This is a genomic window from Bacillus sp. es.036 (assembly GCF_002563635.1).
Taxonomy (GTDB): domain Bacteria; phylum Bacillota; class Bacilli; order Bacillales; family Guptibacillaceae; genus Guptibacillus.
This window is the reverse complement of sequence record NZ_PDIZ01000001.1, coordinates 3,577,302-3,596,626: the sequence shown is the minus strand read 5'-3', so window position 1 is coordinate 3,596,626 and position 19,325 is coordinate 3,577,302. Positions and strand designations below refer to the sequence as shown.

The 19,325-nt window shown below is 40.6% G+C and carries 21 protein-coding genes and 2 tRNA genes; 22 read left to right on the top strand and 1 reads right to left on the bottom strand.

What is annotated here, in order from left to right:
• The first annotated feature begins 17 nt into the window (after positions 1 to 17).
• The 6 genes from rsmG to ATG70_RS18020 all read left to right on the top strand — a co-directional run bounded on the left by rsmG (position 18) and on the right by ATG70_RS18020 (position 5,366).
• Complete coding sequence (rsmG, locus tag ATG70_RS18045) at positions 18 to 731, top strand: 16S rRNA (guanine(527)-N(7))-methyltransferase RsmG (protein ID WP_098445619.1); 714 nt, start codon at positions 18 to 20, stop codon at positions 729 to 731.
• A 117-nt stretch (positions 732 to 848) separates the two neighbouring features.
• Positions 849 to 1,688 carry a nucleoid occlusion protein gene (gene noc, locus ATG70_RS18040; RefSeq protein ID WP_098445618.1) on the top strand — a complete coding sequence of 280 codons (840 nt, stop codon included), beginning with the start codon at positions 849 to 851 and terminating at the stop codon, positions 1,686 to 1,688.
• Positions 1,689 to 1,837: 149 nt separating this feature from the next.
• Positions 1,838 to 2,599 carry a ParA family protein gene (locus tag ATG70_RS18035; RefSeq protein WP_098445617.1) on the top strand — a complete coding sequence of 254 codons (762 nt, stop codon included), beginning with the start codon at positions 1,838 to 1,840 and terminating at the stop codon, positions 2,597 to 2,599.
• Entirely contained in the window at positions 2,592 to 3,437 is an 846-nt protein-coding gene (locus ATG70_RS18030) for a ParB/RepB/Spo0J family partition protein (protein WP_098445616.1), read from the top strand. Before ATG70_RS18035 ends, ATG70_RS18030 begins: the two co-directional genes overlap by 8 nt.
• Before the next feature lie 53 nt (positions 3,438 to 3,490).
• Positions 3,491 to 4,636 (top strand): aminotransferase class V-fold PLP-dependent enzyme, encoded by a 1,146-nt coding sequence (locus tag ATG70_RS18025; protein WP_098445615.1) that lies wholly within the window; start codon positions 3,491 to 3,493, stop codon positions 4,634 to 4,636.
• A gap of 13 nt (positions 4,637 to 4,649) precedes the next feature.
• A complete protein-coding gene (locus ATG70_RS18020; RefSeq protein ID WP_098445614.1) occupies positions 4,650 to 5,366 on the top strand; it encodes a DUF554 domain-containing protein in 717 nt (238 codons plus the stop codon).
• Between the two features lie 54 nt (positions 5,367 to 5,420).
• On the opposite strand, the gene yyaC is transcribed toward ATG70_RS18020, so the two are convergent.
• Positions 5,421 to 6,047, bottom strand: coding sequence for a spore protease YyaC (gene yyaC, locus ATG70_RS18015; protein WP_098445613.1), 627 nt, complete (start codon positions 6,045 to 6,047; stop codon positions 5,421 to 5,423).
• 125 nt (positions 6,048 to 6,172) lie between these two features.
• Here yyaC and ATG70_RS18010 point away from each other — a divergent pair, with 125 nt between their 5' ends.
• The 16 genes from ATG70_RS18010 to ATG70_RS17935 all read left to right on the top strand — a co-directional run bounded on the left by ATG70_RS18010 (position 6,173) and on the right by ATG70_RS17935 (position 19,223).
• Entirely contained in the window at positions 6,173 to 7,195 is a 1,023-nt protein-coding gene (locus tag ATG70_RS18010) for a YkvI family membrane protein (RefSeq protein WP_098445612.1), read from the top strand.
• Positions 7,196 to 7,220: 25 nt separating this feature from the next.
• Positions 7,221 to 8,105: a mechanosensitive ion channel family protein gene (locus ATG70_RS18005; protein ID WP_257147753.1), complete on the top strand. Its 885-nt coding sequence runs from the start codon at positions 7,221 to 7,223 to the stop codon at positions 8,103 to 8,105.
• 13 nt (positions 8,106 to 8,118) lie between these two features.
• Positions 8,119 to 8,316 (top strand): DUF951 domain-containing protein, encoded by a 198-nt coding sequence (locus ATG70_RS18000; RefSeq protein WP_098445611.1) that lies wholly within the window; start codon positions 8,119 to 8,121, stop codon positions 8,314 to 8,316.
• 194 nt (positions 8,317 to 8,510) lie between these two features.
• Positions 8,511 to 9,611, top strand: coding sequence for a redox-regulated ATPase YchF (ychF, locus tag ATG70_RS17995; protein ID WP_098445610.1), 1,101 nt, complete (start codon positions 8,511 to 8,513; stop codon positions 9,609 to 9,611).
• A 276-nt stretch (positions 9,612 to 9,887) separates the two neighbouring features.
• The gene (gene rpsF / locus ATG70_RS17990; protein WP_048311133.1) at positions 9,888 to 10,184 is read left to right on the top strand and encodes a 30S ribosomal protein S6; all 297 of its coding nucleotides are present in this window, start codon (positions 9,888 to 9,890) and stop codon (positions 10,182 to 10,184) included.
• Between the two features lie 26 nt (positions 10,185 to 10,210).
• Positions 10,211 to 10,723, top strand: coding sequence for a single-stranded DNA-binding protein (gene ssb / locus ATG70_RS17985; protein ID WP_098445609.1), 513 nt, complete (start codon positions 10,211 to 10,213; stop codon positions 10,721 to 10,723).
• A 63-nt stretch (positions 10,724 to 10,786) separates the two neighbouring features.
• The gene (gene rpsR, locus ATG70_RS17980; protein WP_098445608.1) at positions 10,787 to 11,023 is read left to right on the top strand and encodes a 30S ribosomal protein S18; all 237 of its coding nucleotides are present in this window, start codon (positions 10,787 to 10,789) and stop codon (positions 11,021 to 11,023) included.
• A 150-nt stretch (positions 11,024 to 11,173) separates the two neighbouring features.
• Positions 11,174 to 11,470 (top strand): HPr family phosphocarrier protein, encoded by a 297-nt coding sequence (locus tag ATG70_RS17975; RefSeq protein WP_098445607.1) that lies wholly within the window; start codon positions 11,174 to 11,176, stop codon positions 11,468 to 11,470.
• Positions 11,471 to 11,961: 491 nt separating this feature from the next.
• Positions 11,962 to 12,888, top strand: coding sequence for a YybS family protein (locus ATG70_RS17970; RefSeq protein ID WP_179886321.1), 927 nt, complete (start codon positions 11,962 to 11,964; stop codon positions 12,886 to 12,888).
• Positions 12,889 to 12,903: 15 nt separating this feature from the next.
• On the top strand, positions 12,904 to 14,880 hold the full coding sequence (locus tag ATG70_RS17965; protein ID WP_098445605.1) for a DHH family phosphoesterase: 1,977 nt from the start codon (positions 12,904 to 12,906) through the stop codon (positions 14,878 to 14,880).
• Positions 14,877 to 15,320, top strand: a complete 444-nt coding sequence (gene rplI / locus ATG70_RS17960) for a 50S ribosomal protein L9 (RefSeq protein ID WP_098445604.1) — start codon at positions 14,877 to 14,879, stop codon at positions 15,318 to 15,320. Before ATG70_RS17965 ends, rplI begins: the two co-directional genes overlap by 4 nt.
• Positions 15,321 to 15,368: 48 nt before the next feature.
• Positions 15,369 to 16,730 carry a replicative DNA helicase gene (dnaB, locus tag ATG70_RS17955; protein WP_098445603.1) on the top strand — a complete coding sequence of 454 codons (1,362 nt, stop codon included), beginning with the start codon at positions 15,369 to 15,371 and terminating at the stop codon, positions 16,728 to 16,730.
• A gap of 275 nt (positions 16,731 to 17,005) precedes the next feature.
• Positions 17,006 to 18,292 carry an adenylosuccinate synthase gene (locus ATG70_RS17950; protein ID WP_098445602.1) on the top strand — a complete coding sequence of 429 codons (1,287 nt, stop codon included), beginning with the start codon at positions 17,006 to 17,008 and terminating at the stop codon, positions 18,290 to 18,292.
• A gap of 131 nt (positions 18,293 to 18,423) precedes the next feature.
• The gene (locus ATG70_RS17945) at positions 18,424 to 18,861 is read left to right on the top strand and encodes a PilZ domain-containing protein (protein WP_098445601.1); all 438 of its coding nucleotides are present in this window, start codon (positions 18,424 to 18,426) and stop codon (positions 18,859 to 18,861) included.
• Between the two features lie 118 nt (positions 18,862 to 18,979).
• Positions 18,980 to 19,055: transfer RNA gene (locus tag ATG70_RS17940), tRNA-Lys, on the top strand.
• Between the two features lie 91 nt (positions 19,056 to 19,146).
• Positions 19,147 to 19,223: transfer RNA gene (locus tag ATG70_RS17935), tRNA-Met, on the top strand.
• Positions 19,224 to 19,325 lie beyond the last annotated feature (102 nt).

Here is a 19,325-nt window from a genome sequence, read left to right as displayed (position 1 = left end):
GTACAAGTGGAGGGGCTATGAACGAGCAACAGTTTCAGGAGTTGTTAGAGGAGAAAGGAATTACTCTTTCTTCTAAGCAACTTCAACAATTTCAAACCTACTATGAGGTTCTTGTTGAATGGAATGAGAAAATGAATCTGACGGCTATTACTGATAAGGAAGAGGTGTACGAAAAGCACTTCTTTGATTCAATCATGGCCGCATTCTCATTTGACTTTTCTTCTGACTACCATATTTGTGATGTGGGAGCAGGAGCTGGCTTTCCAAGTTTGCCTATTAAAATTTGTTTTCCTCATTTAAACATCACGATTGTCGATTCACTTAACAAACGAATTGGTTTCCTGGAGCATCTTTCTTCTAAACTTCAATTAGAAAATGTCTCTTTTTATCATGATCGGGCAGAACTATTTGGTAAAAACAAAGATCATCGCGAAAAGTATGATGTTGTTACGGCAAGAGCTGTTGCGCGACTGTCTGTTCTTGGTGAATTATGTCTACCTCTCGTTAAAACTAACGGTTACTTTGTGGCGTTGAAAGGTCCAAATGTAGAGGATGAGCTGGATACAGGAAAGCAAGCAATTAAGCTTCTTGGTGGGGAAGTCGTTAAGCGAGATACGCTAACACTACCAGCTGAAAAAAGTGAGCGAAATATCGTAACGATTAAAAAAATCAAAACGACTCCTAAAAAATATCCAAGAAAGCCAGGCACGCCAAATAAAAATCCTTTATAATGAAGATAGACTGCATATGAACGGTTAAGTGTTTCACATGGAACGCTGCTCCTATGGAAGGAATTTGTTTTTAGGCAGCGAATCAGTTAAGGAGTCGATTAAAGGTGGTGTTAGGCGATGAAGCATACGTTTTCACGTCTTTTCGGTTTGAACGATGAAAAAAGCGAGACGATGGAAGTAGAACAAGAGGAAGTGAAGCAACTTCTTGTTGAGGATATTATTCCGAACCGCTTCCAGCCTCGAACAATTTTTATAGATGAGAGAATTACTGAACTATCTCAAACGATAAAGACTCATGGAGTTATTCAGCCGATCGTGGTTAGAGAACGTGAAGGCAAGTATGAAATTATTGCCGGGGAAAGACGATGGAGAGCAGTAAAGAAGCTTGGTTGGGAACGAATTCCTGCGATTGTTAAGGAATTTAATGATTCTCAAACAGCCTCAATAGCTCTTATTGAAAATTTGCAGCGTGAAGAATTAACTGCTGTCGAAGAAGCAATGGCTTACGCTCAATTAATCGAGCTACATGATTTAACACAGGAGAGTCTTGCTCAGCGGCTTGGCAAAGGGCAATCTACCATAGCGAATAAACTAAGGTTATTGAAGTTGCCTGAACCTGTTCAACAAGCTCTTTTACAGAAGAAAATTACGGAGAGGCACGCCCGAGCGTTAATTCCACTTAAGAATCCTGAGAATCAGGTGAAAGTTCTGAGTGAAGTTCTTGAACGACAGTGGAATGTAAAGCAGACGGAAGAACGTGTGGCTCGTATGTTAGAAGGCACGATCCAAAAACCGAAGCCGAGGAAAAAATCGGTTAGTAAGGATATGAGATTGGCAGTAAATACCATCCGCCAATCGCTTGATATGGTTACAGAGACTGGTTTAATGATTGACACAGATGAAGAAGACCACGACGAATACTATCAATTTACCATTCGAATACCAAAAAAGAAGTAAACTCATCCAGGCGGATGAGTTTTTTTCTTATCAAAAATCCCTGCCCATGTGAAGGTGGGAACTTGATAGGAAATGAAAAAGAGGTCCGGAAAATTGGAAACATGATAAACTAAAGACAGTAAAGTTGGGAATGGGAGTGGGGTGGCATCTTGGCGAATATTGTAGCGATTACAAATCAAAAAGGTGGAGTTGGAAAGACGACGACTTCAGTTAACATGAGTGCATGTCTTGCTTATCTTGGAAAGAAAGTTCTACTTGTAGATATTGATCCTCAAGGCAACGCAACCAGCGGTGTGGGAATTGAAAAAGGGGATATCGAAACTTGTGTGTATAATGTTCTTGTCGATGATGTGGAAGCGGAAGAGGTTATCCAGCAGACAATCGTCGAGAACTTGGATGTGATTCCTTCGACTATTCAGCTTGCAGGTGCAGAAATTGAACTAGTTCCAACCATTTCCCGGGAAGTAAGATTGAAAAGGGCTCTCAATAAAGTTGAAAAAAAGTATGATTATATTATAATAGATTGTCCTCCATCATTAGGATTATTAACAATAAACGCTCTAACCGCTGCGAATGCAGTGCTTATCCCTGTGCAGTGTGAGTACTATGCATTAGAAGGGTTAAGTCAGTTATTGAACACAGTGCGACTTGTTCAAAAGCATTTAAATACAGAATTAGAAATTGAAGGAGTGCTCTTAACAATGCTCGATGCCAGAACAAATCTTGGTATTCAAGTCATTGAAGAGGTGAAGAAATATTTTCAAGAAAAAGTGTATCGAGTAATTATTCCAAGGAATGTACGTTTGAGTGAAGCGCCAAGTCATGGTAAGCCAGTCATTGTATATGATCCAAAATCTCGAGGAGCTGAAACTTATTTAGAACTTGCGAAGGAAGTGTTAGACAATGGCTAATCGTGGTTTGGGAAAGGGAATCAACGCTTTATTTCCTTCTCAAAAAGAGGACGAGGTTGTGAAAGAAATACCGCTCAATGAACTGCGTCCTAACCCCTATCAACCAAGAAAGAAGTTTAGTGATGAAGCAATTGAAGAATTGCGCGCTTCGATCGAATCTTTCGGTGTTCTTCAACCATTAATCGTTCGACAAAGTATTAAGGGTTATGAAATTGTTGTAGGGGAACGAAGATATCGCGCTTCAAAAGAAGCAGGTCTTACAACAATTCCTGCTGTTGTGAAAAAGTTAACGGATCGAAAAATGATGGAAATCGCATTAATTGAAAATCTACAGCGCGAAAATTTAAATCCAATTGAAGAAGCTCTTGCTTATCAGAAGTTGATGAAAGAAACAGACGTTACCCAAGAAGAGTTGTCAAAGCGCCTGGGAAAAAGCAGGCCGCATTTGGCTAACTTTTTACGTTTACTGCAATTACCACCTGAGGTACAGGAGTATATTTCTGATGGGAAACTTTCAATGGGACACGGAAGAGCGATACTTGGATTAAAGAAGAAAGAAGCTCGAAAAACGTTAGCTGATCGAGCATTGGAAGAAAAATTAAACGTTCGGCAGCTTGAAAAGTTAATTACGCAATTGAATCAGAGCGTTTCACGTGAAACAAAGAAAGGTGAGAAGTCTGACCCGTTTTTGAAGGAAAAAGAAAGTTCCCTTCGTGAGAAGTTCGGAACATCTGTTTCAATTAAACGGTCAAAGAAAAAAGGTAAAATAGAAATTGAATTCTTTTCAGAGGAAGATCTTAATCGTATTTTAGAAGTTTTAGAAGAAGGTACCGAATAAGAGCATGAGCTTAGTTCATGCTCTTATTCTAACGAAAATGATGAGGTGGTAACGTGATATATTTCGATCAAGCGGCTACATCTTTTCCTAAACCGCCGGAAGTTGTCCAAGCTATGACAGAGGTGATGACAGAGTATGCAGCAAATCCAGGCCGAGGTGGACACGCCTTATCTAGACGTGCTAATGATACGGTTATTCGTGCACGTGAACAACTGGCGGATTTTTTTGGTTTTAACCATTCGGAACGCGTTTGTTTTACAGCTAATGCAACTGCGGCTCTAAATCAAGCGATTAAAGGTTTTCATTTTCTTGAAGGAGACCATGTTCTAACGACCTCATATGAGCATAACTCTGTTCGCCGTCCTCTTGAATACATGAAAAAAACTGTTGGAATTGAAGTCGATTACGTTAACATAGGGGAATTCAATGAATTTGATAGCGATGCATTTCGCCAAGCGATTCAACCAAATACAAAAATGATTATCGTTTCACATGGATCGAATTTAACCGGTAACATTGTTCCAATTGATGTTGTAGGTGAGATTGCAAGAGAAAAAGAAATCACCTTTTTAGTAGATGCCTCTCAAACCGCTGGTATCGTCCCTATCCATATGAGTGATATGAGTATTGATCTATTAGCCTTTCCTGGTCATAAAGGCTTGTTAGGCCCTCAAGGGACTGGTGTGCTCATGGTTAGTGAAGGAATCGAACTAAATCCTCTTTATCACGGGGGAACAGGTGGTAGCTCAGAATTAATTGATCAACCCAATCAACTGCCGGAGCGTCTTGAGAGCGGTACACTAAATACGCCTGGAATTGCAGGGTTACTAGCTGGATTAAACGCGGTAAAAAAGATGGGTCTTCCTGAAATAAGAAAGCATGAACAGAAGCTAACAGAGATTCTCGTTAATCGGTTGAATCAAATCGATTACGTTCACGTTTACGGACCAGAACAACGACTTGCCGTTATTCCATTTACAATTGAAGGAATAGATGCCCAGGAGATTGCAATTATCCTAGATCAGCATTATGAAATAGCGGTGAGAGCTGGGTTGCATTGTACTCCGCTCGGTCATGAGACGATTGGTACGAGCAGAACGGGAACTGTTCGTTTAAGTGTAGGGCCTTATAATACGGAAGATGAGGTTTATAAAGTAATTGAAGCAGTAGAAGAAATTGTTGAGGGGTACTTCGGCTGAGGAGATGTAGGGAATGGTGTTTTTAGGTACGGTTGTAAACGGATTAGCCATTATGGTTGGTGCTTTAATCGGAACAGTTAGCAGTCGAATTCCAGACAGAATGAAAACGACCATCATGCAAGGGCTTGCTCTCGTTATTACGGTGATTGGCCTTCAAATGGCTATGAAAAGCGAGCAATTCCTCATTGTGATTGGCAGTCTTGTTATTGGTGGGATGCTAGGAGAGTACTGGGATCTTGAAGGGAAACTTGCAACATTGGGTAACTGGATTGAAAAGAAAACAGGCGCTACTTCTGAGGGTAGCGTTGCCCAGGCTTTTGTCACAGCTACTCTCGTTTATGTAGTTGGTGCGATGGCGATTCTTGGGGCCCTTGATAGCGGACTGCGAAATGATCATTCGATTTTATTTACGAAGTCACTAATTGATGGTTTTACCGCAATTATGTTTACCGCCACGCTTGGTTATGGGGTGTTATTTTCAGCTATTCCGGTTATGATTTATCAAGGATTAATCGCTTTGTTTGCTTCTCAAATTAATCAAGTCGTCCCTCAGTTCCTCCTTGATGCTTTTATTGCAGAAGTGACATCAGCTGGAGGCATAATGATAATGGCGATTGGCCTAAACTTGCTTGGTATCATAAAAATTCGTGTGGCTAATTTTCTTCCTGCTTTATTAGTTGCTGCGATTCTTGTAACGTCCTTGTATCTTTTCCCGCTTTTTTTTAATTAAGTAGATTTAAAAAAGCTCATGTTTTGGCTTTGTAGCCGAAGCATGAGCTTTTTGCTATGGAAGTTGAATCAGGTCATCTCCCCAATTTGCTTTGTGTTTTTCAATTGGAACGTCTCTTCCATATGCTTCAATCGATTCGTGAAGACTGATTGCCATCACATCAGCCATTTTCATCACAAGATTTAACCTCGTATTTTGCAAGACAAAGTATTCCATAAACCCACTTACATTTACAATACCAGTTAAGTGAATATCTCCTACTTCGGGAAGCTCCTTTTTCACGCCTGCTCCTGGCTTAACTGGTCCTTCTCCAGCAGTAATAATACCGACTGAGTGAAGTCGACCAAGACAAGCATCAATTCCAATAATAAATGGACGAGGATGCCGCTCTGCGATTGATTCCATAACCTCATTTAAATTGACAGCATGCACAGGTGATTCAAGTGTTCCGTATATTGTAGCTTTAGGCTTTAATTGTTGCAGTTTGGTGCCAACAAGCGGACCGAGTGCATCTCCTGTTGAGCGGTCAGTGCCAATACAAACAATTACGATTGAATCCGTTCTTCGTGCTGGTAAAAGTAAGGCAAGCCTCTCACTAAGCGTTTTACTAGCAAGAGTATCCTCATGATGGATTCGATACGCAGCAGGCTTTTTTTGAAAAAACTTGTCTCGAAGATTCATAGGATTCTCTCCTTTGTAATAGTAGTAACAGTATACGGAAATCTGACGTGATCTATACATATAAGATGATTTTTACAATGTATTTCACTTCGATCGTATAACGAGAAGTCTAAGGAGGGAATGCCATGTTAAGCGGTGGATTGAAATGGCTGTTTCTTATATTAGGTACGATGATTGGCGCTGGTTACGCTTCTGGCCGTGAACTGTGGCAGTTTTTTGGTCATGAAAGTGTACTTGCCATTGTGTTGTTTACGATCATGTTCTCAATTTGTTGTTATGTGGTTATGAAAATTAGTTATGAAACGAAATCAACGCACTATATTCCTATTTTAGAGCGACTTGTTGGGAAAAAGTTGACAGGTATTTATGATTTGTTAATTATCCTGTATTTGTTTACGACGACGATTGTGATGTTGGCAGGTGGCGGGGCAACGATGGAAGTTGTTCATCTTCCTTATGCGTTAGGTATTGGTATTCTCGCAGTGCTCGTTGTTATTTTATTCTTTTGGGATATTAATGGCATGTTATCGATGAATGCTATTATTCTTCCTCTTCTTATTATTCTACTACTTTCTGTTCTTACATTGTTTATTAATGCTAATCCATCAACAATGTTGTTTAATTGGACAAAGCAGTCAAATTGGCCCGCCGCATTCACCTTTACTGCACTTAATATTTTACCGCTCGTTGCTGTTCTTTCGGCTGTTGGCCATCAAATTAAGCATCGGGGAGAGATTTGGATTGCGAGCGTTGGAAGCGGGGTTATTTTGGGTGGTGTTTCATTTCTATACAATCAATCGTTAATCCAAGTTGCTCATGACTTACTTGTATATGAAATCCCACTGTTTGCGATTTTGAAAAGTTACCCATACTATATGATCTTGATTATGTCTGTCTTACTATGGTTAGCCATTTACACGACTGCAGTTAGCGGTGTGTTTGGTCTTACGTCACGATTCCGCGGTGTATTAGGACTTCCTTTATGGTTCGTTGCCTTTCTCATTGTGTTGACGATGATTCCTTTTACTTCGTTTGGTTTTTCCACACTAGTTGCTTTTTTATACCCTCTCTATGGTGTGCTCAATCTCTATATTTTGGCATCTATCTTGATTTTCCCAGTTCTAAAACGGTATGATTTGTTATCATAGTACAAAAAACTGGGAGGGATGATGCTTGGATTGGTTCGAGCCAATGTGGAATTCTGCGTACGATTATTTATCCAATCGTGATCTTTGGGGAAATTTAGTCAAAAGAGGGTTTACGATTCTTGCAATTATCATTGGAACGTGGATTTTTCTTCGGATCGCAAAATCGGCCCTAGCGCAAATTTTCGCGATCCGATTGAAAAGCCCGCTTCGATTATCAGAACGAAGAGAAGCGACGCTTATCCGCTTAATTGAAAATATTTTAACCTACGTCACCTATTTTATTGCGCTTGTCATGATCTTGAGCGAGTTTGAGATCGATGTACGAACGCTTATCGCCGGAGCTGGTGTCGTTGGTTTGGCAGTTGGTTTCGGTGCTCAGAACCTCGTTCGCGACGTCATTACAGGCTTTTTTATTATTTTTGAGAAACAGTTTTCCGTCGGAGATTATGTACGAATTTCTGGAGTGGAAGGTTTTGTCGAAGAAATAGGATTACGTGTTACAAAAATTAAAAGTTGGACAGGTGAGCTTCATATTCTGCCGAATGGTAACATAAATCAAGTGACGAATTACTCCATTCATAATAGTATTGCTGTAGTGGATGTGAACATTGCGTATGAAGAACATATACTAGAAGCTGAAAAAGTGATCATTCACTTATTGGACGAGCTATATGAACAGTTCGATGCTATGATTGTAAAACCAGAATATCTTGGCGTGCAGAATTTAGGGCCTTCAGAAGTGGTTCTCAGAATCATCTCGGAAGTGCAACCAATGGAGCACTGGGTCATTGGTCGAGAAATTAGAAAAGCGGTTAAGCAACGTTTTGATGAAATAGGAATTGAAATTGCTCTTCCGCGTGTTGTGATGTATCAACGTGATGAACAGGGTGAAGTGAAGGAAAAAGCATAAAGGGGGAATCCTTATGTCCGATAAAGAATTTGGCTTAAATGACGTTGTTGAAATGAAGAAAGCTCATCCGTGTGGGGAGAACCGATGGAAAGTGATTCGAATGGGAGCGGATATTCGAATTAAATGTCTTGGTTGTGACCACAGTGTAATGCTTCCAAGAAAAGAGTTTTCTAAAAAGCTGAAGAAAGTCCTCGAGCATGCAGAATCTTGACCGTCCATTTTGGGCGGTCATTTTACTTACACAGAAATGGAGGACGCTTGTTTTTTTACGTTCTCATCTCTATAATTAGTAAGGTATGTCGTTTGTGTACCAAATTGAAGAAATAGTCTAGAAATGGCTTGTTTAGCCATCTTTATTTTATAAAAATCGCCTGTTTAGGCAGATACTTTAAAGGAGTGACCGAGATGGCATTAACCACCGGTATAGTAGGGCTTCCGAATGTTGGGAAGTCAACGTTATTTAATGCAATTACACAGGCTGGAGCAGAGTCAGCGAACTATCCGTTCTGTACAATCGATCCGAACGTTGGGATTGTAGAGGTTCCTGATGAGCGCCTTCAAAAGCTTACTGAACTAGTAAAGCCAAAGAAAACCATCCCAACAGCATTTGAATTTACCGACATTGCAGGAATTGTAAAAGGGGCAAGTAAAGGAGAAGGACTAGGAAACAAGTTTCTTTCTCATATTCGCCAAGTAGACGCAATCTCTCAGGTTGTTCGTTGTTTTGATGATGAGAACATTACGCATGTGTCTGGTAAAGTAGATCCAATTTCAGATATTGAAACGATTAACCTTGAGCTTATTCTTGCCGATCTTGAATCAGTTGATAAGCGGATTGCGCGCGTTCAAAAAATGGCGAAACAAAAAGACAAAGAAGCATTGGCTGAGTTTAACGTTCTTACAAAGTTGAAAGAAGCGTTTGAAGAAGAGCAGCCTGCTCGAAGTGTAGAACTAACAGAAGAAGAAGAGAAAATCGTATATGGTTATCACCTACTAACGAAAAAGCCTGTTCTTTATGTAGCAAACGTTGATGAAGATGATCTTCTAGATCCTTCAGATAACGAATATGTTGCTAAAGTTCGTGAATATGCTTCAAAAGAAGGCGCTGAAGTTATTGTTGTTTGTGCGAAAATCGAGTCTGAACTTGCTGAGCTTGATGGGGAAGAGAAAGATGCTTTCCTTGAAGATATTGGTATTTCTGAGCCTGGTTTGAACAAATTAATTCGCGCTTCTTACGACCTTCTTGGATTAGCAACGTATTTCACTGCGGGTGAGCAAGAAGTTCGTGCGTGGACATTCCGTCTTGGTATGAAAGCTCCTCAGGCAGCAGGTATTATCCATACCGACTTTGAACGTGGCTTTATTCGCGCTGAAATTGTCGCTTATGATGACTTGGTTGAAGCTGGGACAATGGCGATCGCGAAAGAAAAAGGAAAAGTTCGTCTTGAAGGAAAAGAGTACATTGTAAAAGACGGAGACGTGATCCATTTCCGTTTTAACGTATAAGATAGGATCTTTTGTAATAGATTTTTGTATTTGAACGGATTTTCTTAAAAAAGTCCACATTTAGCTGATTGGAGCGGAAGGAGGCTCACCGCCCGCCCCGCGGAAAGCGAGCATCCTGGAGCGGAAATCAACCAGCCTATAGATTCAATTTCTACGGGACTTGCTAATAAAGAATTAATTTGGTATAATCTAAAGCTGTGAGTAATTATCTTTGTATACTTACTCCTTGCTCTTAATTCCAGTTAAGAGCCGTTAGACCAAAAGGAGGTGAACGGAATGCGTAACTACGAAATTATGTACATTATCCGTCCAAACATTGAAGAGGATGCACAGAAAGCTCTTGTCGAGCGTTTCAACGGAATCCTTACTGACAATGGTGCGGAAATTAATGAAACTAAAGAAATGGGTAAGAAGCGTCTTGCTTATGAAATCGAGAATTTCAACAGCGGGATCTACATGCTTCTTAACATTAACAGTAACACTGAAGCGATTGATGAATTCAGCCGTTTGATGAAAATCAACGACGATGTTCTTCGTTTCATGACGATCAACCTAGAAGAAGCTAAAAAGTAATTGTTTTATAAATAGGAGGGGTTCTGATGCTGAATCGCGTCGTATTAGTTGGACGTTTAACAAAAGACCCTGAATTGCGTTATACCCCTAGTGGCGTAGCGGTTGCGAACTTCACACTTGCTGTGAATCGCCCGTTTACGAATCAGCAGGGAGACCGCGAAGCTGATTTTATCAACATTGTTGTATGGCGCAGACAGGCAGAAAATGCAGCCAATTTCTTGAAAAAAGGCAGCCTTGCTGGTGTAGATGGACGAGTTCAGACTCGCTCTTATGATAATAGCCAGGGACAGCGTGTGTTTGTGACAGAAGTGATGGCTGAAAGCGTCCAATTTCTCGAGCCTAAAGGTTCTAACCAAGGCGGTGGCGGAAGCGGCAACAGTAGTAACTACGGTGGCGGCAACCAAAACAGAGAAACCGGCGGTTACGGGAATCAGAACCAAAATCGTGATAACAACCGTGATCACTCCAATTTTGGAGATGACCCGTTTGCGAGCGATGGCAAGCCGATCGACATTTCAGATGATGACTTGCCGTTCTAATACTCTTTGTTTCGAGCGGTGAAAACAGAGAACGAATTTTAAATGCAAAGGAGGTAACTACCCATGGCAAGACCAGGTGGACGCAGAGGTCGTCGTAAAAAGGTTTGTTTCTTCACAGTAAACAAAATCACTTACATCGACTATAAAGATGTAGATCTTCTTAAACGCTTCGTATCTGAGCGTGGAAAAATTCTTCCACGTCGTGTAACAGGTACTAGCGCTAAATACCAACGTCAATTGACTCGCGCAGTTAAACGTGCTCGTCAAATGGCTTTACTACCATACGTACTTGGTGAGTAAGGATGAAAAGCAGTAGGATGATGTCCTACTGCTTTTTTCTATACAACGTTATTCTAAGATGATAACGCGATTTTGGAATAAGTGGTTTACACTCCTGCAAGATGAGGGAATACAACCCTTACAAGAATCCTGTAAGGAGGAACCACAATAATGAACGTTGAAACTTCAACAGTAACACTTACCGCACCGCTTAGTATGAATTCTCTTATGGCATTCGTCAAAAAAGCGAAAACGTTTGATAGTCACGTATCTCTCTATCGAAATGGGCATAGCATTAACGGAAAGAATTTAACGAGCGTTATTACGTTTAATCTCTCCGTGAAAGAAAGCGATTCGATTCTACTTATTGCTGACGGCGAAGATGCGCAAACAGCATCTGTGCAATTAGTCGAGTGGCTTCAAAAAGAGATGGATGGTGCGAAGGAAGAGACACTATCTCTTATGTAGTACACAAAAGGCTGTTAACGATACAGCCTTTTCTTAATGCTCACTATTCAAATTAATGAAACATTTGCTGAAACGGGCAGAAATTCTTACAATGTAGTAAGGGGATTTCGACCCGTTTTTTGTATTTCAACTAAGCGGGTTGATAAAATGAATAAATATACTGTATGGATAGGATTTAAGTGACTGAAAGGCTTCGGTTGATTATTGTGTTTTAACGGTCACTTCCGCTTTACACGATCCAGCTGCAGTGGGCAGGTCCTCGCATCGCTTCACCCTTTCATCTGAACACAAAGGACGTGTTCAGATGAAAGGCTTCCAGCGCTTGTCGGACCTTACCGCCCACTTCCGCTTTACATGATCTAGCTGCAGTGACCAGTCTCTCGATCACTTCACCTTTACCTCTGAACACAAAGACCGTGTTCAAATGTAAAGGTTCCAGTGCTTGTCGAGCCTAAACGGTCACTTCCGCTTTACTGAAAAGGAGAAGACTATTGAAGAATCAAGGTGTTAGGCAGTTAGTTGAAGGGGCTGCACTTGCGGCCGTGTTTGCTGTATTGTTTCTGATTACGATTTATGTACCACTTTTAGGCTCTCTTACGCTCTGGGCTCTTCCTATCCCGTTTATACTGATGGTTGTGCGCAATGGTATGAAGAGTGGGCTAGTGATGTGGGCTGTGACGATAGTGCTTGGGGTGTTAACGGCAGGTCTTCCTTCTCTCGTTATGACGTTTACGGTAGGGCTTGGAGGGATAACTGCTGGGTATTTATACGCAATTCGTAAGTCTGCACTTGCTGTATTGGTAGGAAGCGGGTTAGCGTATGTAGTCGGCCTTGTGCTTGCTTTTGTATCGAGTATTCTAGTGATCGGTCAAAATCCAGCTGATCTTGTTGTGGAAATGATGAATCAATCCTTTCAACAAGCAGAATCGATATATGATTCGTTAGGTTTGGACACTAGCCAGTTTAATCAACTTAAAGAGCAAATTAGTTTATTGCGCTATTTAATTCCGACAGGTTTAGTGCTCATGGGTGTTGTGATTGCACTGATTTCACAGCTACTTTCCATTCCAATTTTAAGGAGGGTAGGCAACTTTCAGCCACCCGTCTTTCAGCCAATCAGAGAATGGGCATTTCCGAAGAGTTTTTTATGGTATTATTTAGTTGTTACTATTGTTATGATGGTAGGATTAGAAGAAGGATCGGCTGTATTTGTGGCAGCCATTAATGTGTACTCTATACTCAATGCTCTGATATTTGTTCAGGGTCTTGCTGTCATTTACTTTTTTAGCCATCGAAAGGGATGGCCCATCGTCGTGCCAATTCTGTTAACGTTTCTTGGCTTCGCACTAACATCATTTGTTGTTATTATTGGAATCATTGATCTTGGTTTCGAATTGCGAAGGAGAATGAAATCATAGGTAGGAGCTGAAAGTATGCCAAAGTTTTTAACGAAACGGTGGCATGGTTATCATGTGGTAGCCTTGTTCGTCATTTCCATCCTGTTTATCGGCATCATCACCTATTACAACTGGATATTAGGAATTGGGAGCGTAATCGTAATGACGCTTCTTGTTTATACAGCGATTCGAGCTGAGTCTTTATTCCAAGCTGCTCTCAGAGACTACGTTTCGACTCTGTCTCACCGCGTGAAGAAGGTAGGAGACGAGGCTCTAATGGAAATGCCATTTGGAATCTTGCTGTATGATGAGGAATATCACATCGAATGGACGAATCCTTATTTGCCTATCATGATGGAGAAAGAGCAATTGATAGGACTTTCTTTGAATGATATTTCCGAACAAATTATTCCCTTTCTAAAATCAGAGGCGAATGAAGAGATTTTAACGATTCATGATCGAAAATACAAAACGTATTTTAAGCAAGAAGAAAGATTGCTCTATTTCTTTGATGTGAGTGAAAAAGTAGAAATTCAGCGTCTTTATAATGAAGAAAAAACAGTTGTTGGGATTATTTATCTTGATAACTATGAAGAGGTCACCCAGGGTCTTGGTGACCAAGTGCGCAGTAACTTAAATAGCTCCGTCACATCGATTCTAAATAACTGGGCAGATGAACAGGGAATCTTCTTGAAGCGAAGTTCTTCTGAGAAATTCTTTGCTGTTTTAAATCAAAAAATTCTTCAAGACTTAGAAAAAAATAAGTTTTCGATTCTTGATGAAGTTCGTGAAGCGACTTCTAAGGAAAATGTTTCGATTACATTAAGTATTGGAGTTGGTAGCGGACATAGTACGCTTACCGAACTTGGTCAGTTGGCTCAATCTAGCCTTGATCTTGCGCTTGGACGCGGTGGTGATCAAGTTGCTATTAAGCAGACGACAGGAAAAGTGAAATTTTATGGTGGAAAGACAAACCCTATTGAAAAGCGAACGAGGGTAAGAGCACGAGTCATTTCCCATGCATTACGGGAGCTTGTCCTTGATAGTGACCAAGTGATTATCATGGGGCATAAAAACCCTGATATGGATTCCATTGGTGCTTCCATTGGTATTCTTAAAGTAGCCCAGGCAAATGGAAAAGAAGGTTCAATCGTTTTTGATCAAAATCAACGGACTAGCGGTGTCTCAAGATTAATCGAAGAGATTGAAGGGAATGAGCAACTTTGGGCACGTTTTATCGATCCTGAAGATGCGCTTGAGAATTGTACGCCTAACACGCTTTTAGTTGTCGTCGATACGCATAAACCTTCACTTGTTATGGAAGAGCGTCTTTTGCAAAAGCTCGATCATGTCGTTGTTATTGATCACCATAGACGTGGAGAAGAGTTTATTGAAGATCCCGTTCTTGTCTACATGGAGCCCTATGCTTCTTCCACAGCGGAGCTTGTTACGGAACTCTTTGAATACCAGCCAAAACGGCTTAAAATGGACATCATGGAGGCAACTGCACTTCTAGCCGGTATTATTGTGGATACGAAAAGCTTTACGCTTAGGACCGGTTCTAGAACATTTGACGCTGCTTCTTATTTGAGGGCGCATGGTGCTGATACTGTGCTTGTTCAAGAGTTCCTTCGTGAAGACATTGCGCAGTATATTAGAAGAGCCAAAATCATAGAGAAGTCACACATTTATCGGAGTGGGATTGCGATCGCACTAGGTGAAAAGGATCAGACCTATGATCAAGTATTAATTGCTCAAGCGGCAGATACGCTTTTATCAATGAGCGGCGTGATTGCTTCTTTCGTTATTTCAAAACGAAATGATGGTAAAATTAGCATTAGTGCTAGATCGCTAGGGGAAGTGAATGTCCAGATTATTATGGAAGGCCTTAATGGCGGTGGACATTTAACGAACGCTGCGACGCAGATTGACTCAGGGTCAATTGAAGAAGCAGAGGAAATGCTTAAGGAAACAATCGATAACTATTTGGAAGGGAGCGAAGATGAATCATGAAAGTGATTTTCTTAGAAGATGTAAAAGGTAAAGGTAAAAAAGGTGAAGTTAAAAACGTAGCAGATGGATATGCTCGTAACCATCTGCTTAAGAATAATCTTGCTCTAGAAGCGAATAATGCAAATATGAAAACCCTAAAGGCGAAACAACGTAGCGACGATAAGAAAGCGCAAGAAGAGCTTGATGAAGCGAAAGCGTTGAAGGAAAAGATCGAAAGCCTTGAGGTTGAAGTAGAAACAAAATCTGGTGAAGGTGGCCGTTTGTTCGGTTCCATTACAAGCAAAAATATTGCTGAAGAACTGAAAAAGCACAACATTAAAGTTGATAAGCGCAAAATTGAACTAGATGAACCAATCCGTTCCCTGGGTTACACGAATGTACCCCTTAAATTGCACCATGATGTAACAGCAACTGTTAAAGTACATGTGGTAGAGCAATAGTAGGTGATTACGGGTGGAAAATAGCGAACTGCTCAGGGGGAAAACAACATGAGTGATTTATTTGCTGATCGTACGCCACCTCAAAATATTGAAGCTGAACAAGCGGTAATCGGTGCTGTTTTCTTGGAAATCGATGCACTCACAACAGCAACAGAGGTACTGCAGCCGGAAGATTTTTACCGAGCGGCACATCAGAAGATTTTCTCTGTGATGATCGATCTCTCTGAAAAAGGAGAGCCTGTCGATCTTGTCACGGTAACTTCGGAGCTTCAGGATCTTAAGATTCTTGAGGAAATTGGCGGAGTCTCTTATTTAAGTGATCTAGCTAATTCAGTTCCAACTGCTGCAAACGTTGAGTATTATTCAAAAATTGTTGAAGAGAAGTCGATCTTAAGAAGATTAATTCGCGCAGCAACAGATATAGCATCTGATGGATATGCGAAAGAGAATGAAATTGAAAACCTTCTTTCGGAAGCTGAGAAGTCAATTATGGAAGTTTCTCAGCGTAAGAATACAGGAGCCTTTATCTCGATTAAAGATGTTCTTGTCACTGCTTATGATAATATTGAAACCCTTCAGAACAATACAGAAGACATCACAGGGATCCCTACAGGGTTCTCTGAGCTTGATCGTATGACGGCAGGTTTCCAGCGAAACGATTTAATCATTGTAGCTGCACGTCCTTCTGTAGGTAAAACAGCATTCGCGCTTAACATTGCTCAAAACGTTGCAACGAAAACCGATGAGAATGTCGCGATCTTTAGCCTTGAGATGGGTGCGGAACAGCTTGTGATGCGTATGCTTTGTGCGGAAGGTAATATAGATGCTCAGCGTCTTCGTACAGGTGGGTTAACAGGTGATGACTGGCAAAAGCTCACGATGGCAATGGGAAGTCTTTCGAATGCGGGAATCTATATCGATGATACACCAGGTATTCGTGTTGGTGACATTCGTGCCAAATGCAGGCGATTGAAGCAAGAAAAAGGTCTGGGTATGATTCTGATTGACTATATGCAGCTGATACGTGGAAATGGGTCTGGTGAAAACAGACAGCAGGAAGTTTCTGAAATATCGCGATCTCTAAAAGGTATTGCACGTGAGCTTGAAGTCCCTCTCATTTCGCTGTCACAGCTTTCACGTGGCGTTGAATCGAGACAGGATAAAAGACCGATGATGTCGGATATTCGTGAATCTGGAAGTATTGAGCAGGATGCGGATATCGTTGCCTTCCTTTATCGAGATGATTATTATGATAAGGAATCAGAGAATAAAAACATCATTGAAATTATTATTGCAAAGCAGCGAAATGGTCCTGTTGGAACAGTCGAGCTAGCATTTGTGAAAGAATATAATAAGTTCGTTAATCTGGAGAGGCGTCACGATGAAGGTGACATGCCACCAGGTGCTTAAAAAAGCCTCATTTTTGAGGCTTTTTTATTTATTGGAAGATTGTGTTAGCGCGGCGACCTTTTATTCGATGACCAATCTTGTGCATAATAATAGGGGGCGTGATTGGTTTATGATAATGGGAAGTAAAACTGAATAACGAACGTATTTAGTTTTGTTTATATAATTGTTCGGGTTTGTTGACTTATCAGGATCAAATTGATACACTTAGCCTGGGTTTTTTAAAAAAGTAGTATGCTTCTGACAAATAATTCTAGGAAGCATCTGGAGGTGCTCAAATGCCATCAGTAGTTGTGGTAGGTACACAGTGGGGCGATGAAGGTAAAGGAAAGATTACGGATTACCTTTCGGAAAATGCAGAGGTTGTCGCTCGCTATCAGGGTGGAAACAATGCTGGACATACCATTGTATTTAATGATACGAAGTACAAACTTCACTTGATTCCATCAGGAATTTTTTATGATGATAAGATTTGTGTTATTGGAAATGGAATGGTTGTAGATCCAAAAGCCGTTCTAGAAGAACTCTCATACTTACATGAACGTAATATCAATACAGATAATTTGCGTATAAGCAATCGCGCACATGTTATTCTTCCTTATCACTTAAAACTTGATGTCGTTGAGGAAGAATACAAAGGTGCTAATAAAATAGGAACGACGAAAAAAGGAATCGGTCCAGCATATATGGATAAAGCAGCAAGAGTTGGTATCCGTATTTGTGATTTACTTGATCGTGAAGTTTTTGAAGAAAAATTAGAACGTAACCTTACAGATAAAAACCGCCTTCTTGAAAAAATGTATGAAGTAGAAGGTTTCAAAAAAGAGGATATTCTAGAAGAATACTATGAGTATGGTCAACAGATCGCAAAATATGTTGTAGATACTTCAGTCGTTCTTAATGATGCAATTGATGAAGGACGTCGTGTTCTTTTCGAAGGCGCTCAGGGCGTTATGCTCGATATTGATCAGGGTACTTATCCGTTTGTTACATCATCTAACCCAATTGCTGGTGGCGTTACGATTGGATCTGGAGTAGGACCGAGCAAAATCAATCATGTTGTAGGTGTTTCAAAAGCCTATACAACAAGAGTTGGAGATGGCCCTTTCCCTACTGAGCTTCATGACGAAGTTGGCGATCAAATTCGTGAAGTAGGAAATGAATATGGAACAACAACGGGACGTCCTCGTCGTGTTGGTTGGTTCGATAGCGTTGTTGTTCGTCATGCGCGTCGCGTGAGTGGCATTACGGACCTTTCTCTGAACTCAATTGACGTATTAACTGGAATTGATACGCTTAAAATTTGTACAGCTTATAAGTACAAAGGCGAAATTATTGAAGAATTTCCTGCCAGCCTTAAAGTATTGGCTGAATGCGAGCCAGTTTATGAAGAAATGCCTGGCTGGACAGAAGATATTACGGGTGTTAAAAACTTAGGAGAGCTACCTCCTAATGCACGTCATTATATTGAGCGCGTATCACAACTTACTGGCATTCCATTGTCGATCTTCTCCGTTGGACCTGATCGCAATCAAACAAATATGATTCGTGGCGTTTTTGCTTAATGAACAGAGCTGACAGCTTAAAACTGTCAGCTTTTTTTAATAGGGTTTAGATGTTGGAAAATTCTGCAGAAAAACAAATTTTATGGTAAACTTAAACTATTAAAATCGGTGAGCTTTGATGAGGTGTGCATATGAGTCGTAATAAAAGGCAGGTTTTTCGTCAGCAACTTGACGTTCCATTTGCCGCAAGAATGAGAGTTATTGAAAAAGAATCACCTGTCACTCCAGAATTTAATCATAAAATTTATATCCATGATATTGGACTCGAAGGTATTGGTTTTTCAGTAGATCTGGAAGTACCAATGCATACGGATATGGAGTTCTCCATCAAATTAAACGATGAACCATTCCGAATTAGAGGTGAAGTTGTATGGGGGAAACCTAACGACCCTAATGACCCTAATACGAGAGCAAGTAACTTCTTCGGTGTGAAATTTTATCTCAAAACGGAAAAGGAGTCATCTTTGATTTTCCAAGAGGTTAATCGTTTTGCGATTAAACGTCATCGTCGCAAACAAGAAATCCGTGAAATGATGAAAGAGCGATTAAATAAACAGGCAAAGGGGTAAAGTAAGATGAAATCAACTTACTCCATGACTGTTTTTTTATTTTCTTTCGAAGATCGCTTGCTTTTTATGAATTCCAATGATATGATAAATCTTGTCGTCGTTACAAGATATTTATGACGAGCCATTAGCTCAGTTGGTAGAGCATCTGACTTTTAATCAGAGGGTCGAAGGTTCGAGTCCTTCATGGCTCACCATTTTCTTTCTTTAGATGGAATTGATCCATATAGAGGAAGAAACAGTGCACAGCATAATGAAGCATGTGCAGCATATTTACACTCATACCGTCGCGGGGTGGAGCAGTTCGGTAGCTCGTTGGGCTCATAACCCAAAGGTCGCAGGTTCAAATCCTGCCCCCGCAACCAATACTAAATTCTGACTACGTCGAATTTACTTCTACGTTTTTGGGACATCCTAAACTCACAGCTAGATATAACTTCTTTCTAACATAAGTGAGCTAAACACAA

Excerpts from the sequence above, each read along its gene's own strand:
- rsmG (WP_098445619.1), top strand. The coding sequence starts at position 18 with ATGAACGAGCAACAGTTTCAGGAGTTGTTAGAGGAGAAAGGAATTACT.
- noc (WP_098445618.1), top strand. The coding sequence starts at position 849 with ATGAAGCATACGTTTTCACGTCTTTTCGGTTTGAACGATGAAAAAAGC.
- ATG70_RS18030 (WP_098445616.1), top strand. The coding sequence starts at position 2,592 with ATGGCTAATCGTGGTTTGGGAAAGGGAATCAACGCTTTATTTCCTTCT.
- ATG70_RS18020 (WP_098445614.1), top strand. The coding sequence starts at position 4,650 with ATGGTGTTTTTAGGTACGGTTGTAAACGGATTAGCCATTATGGTTGGT.
- yyaC (WP_098445613.1), bottom strand. The coding sequence starts at position 6,047 with ATGAATCTTCGAGACAAGTTTTTTCAAAAAAAGCCTGCTGCGTATCGA.
- ATG70_RS18010 (WP_098445612.1), top strand. The coding sequence starts at position 6,173 with ATGTTAAGCGGTGGATTGAAATGGCTGTTTCTTATATTAGGTACGATG.
- ATG70_RS18000 (WP_098445611.1), top strand. The coding sequence starts at position 8,119 with ATGTCCGATAAAGAATTTGGCTTAAATGACGTTGTTGAAATGAAGAAA.
- ychF (WP_098445610.1), top strand. The coding sequence starts at position 8,511 with ATGGCATTAACCACCGGTATAGTAGGGCTTCCGAATGTTGGGAAGTCA.
- rpsF (WP_048311133.1), top strand. The coding sequence starts at position 9,888 with ATGCGTAACTACGAAATTATGTACATTATCCGTCCAAACATTGAAGAG.
- ssb (WP_098445609.1), top strand. The coding sequence starts at position 10,211 with ATGCTGAATCGCGTCGTATTAGTTGGACGTTTAACAAAAGACCCTGAA.
- rpsR (WP_098445608.1), top strand. The coding sequence starts at position 10,787 with ATGGCAAGACCAGGTGGACGCAGAGGTCGTCGTAAAAAGGTTTGTTTC.
- ATG70_RS17975 (WP_098445607.1), top strand. The coding sequence starts at position 11,174 with ATGAACGTTGAAACTTCAACAGTAACACTTACCGCACCGCTTAGTATG.
- ATG70_RS17965 (WP_098445605.1), top strand. The coding sequence starts at position 12,904 with ATGCCAAAGTTTTTAACGAAACGGTGGCATGGTTATCATGTGGTAGCC.
- rplI (WP_098445604.1), top strand. The coding sequence starts at position 14,877 with ATGAAAGTGATTTTCTTAGAAGATGTAAAAGGTAAAGGTAAAAAAGGT.
- dnaB (WP_098445603.1), top strand. The coding sequence starts at position 15,369 with ATGAGTGATTTATTTGCTGATCGTACGCCACCTCAAAATATTGAAGCT.
- ATG70_RS17950 (WP_098445602.1), top strand. The coding sequence starts at position 17,006 with ATGCCATCAGTAGTTGTGGTAGGTACACAGTGGGGCGATGAAGGTAAA.
- ATG70_RS17945 (WP_098445601.1), top strand. The coding sequence starts at position 18,424 with ATGAGTCGTAATAAAAGGCAGGTTTTTCGTCAGCAACTTGACGTTCCA.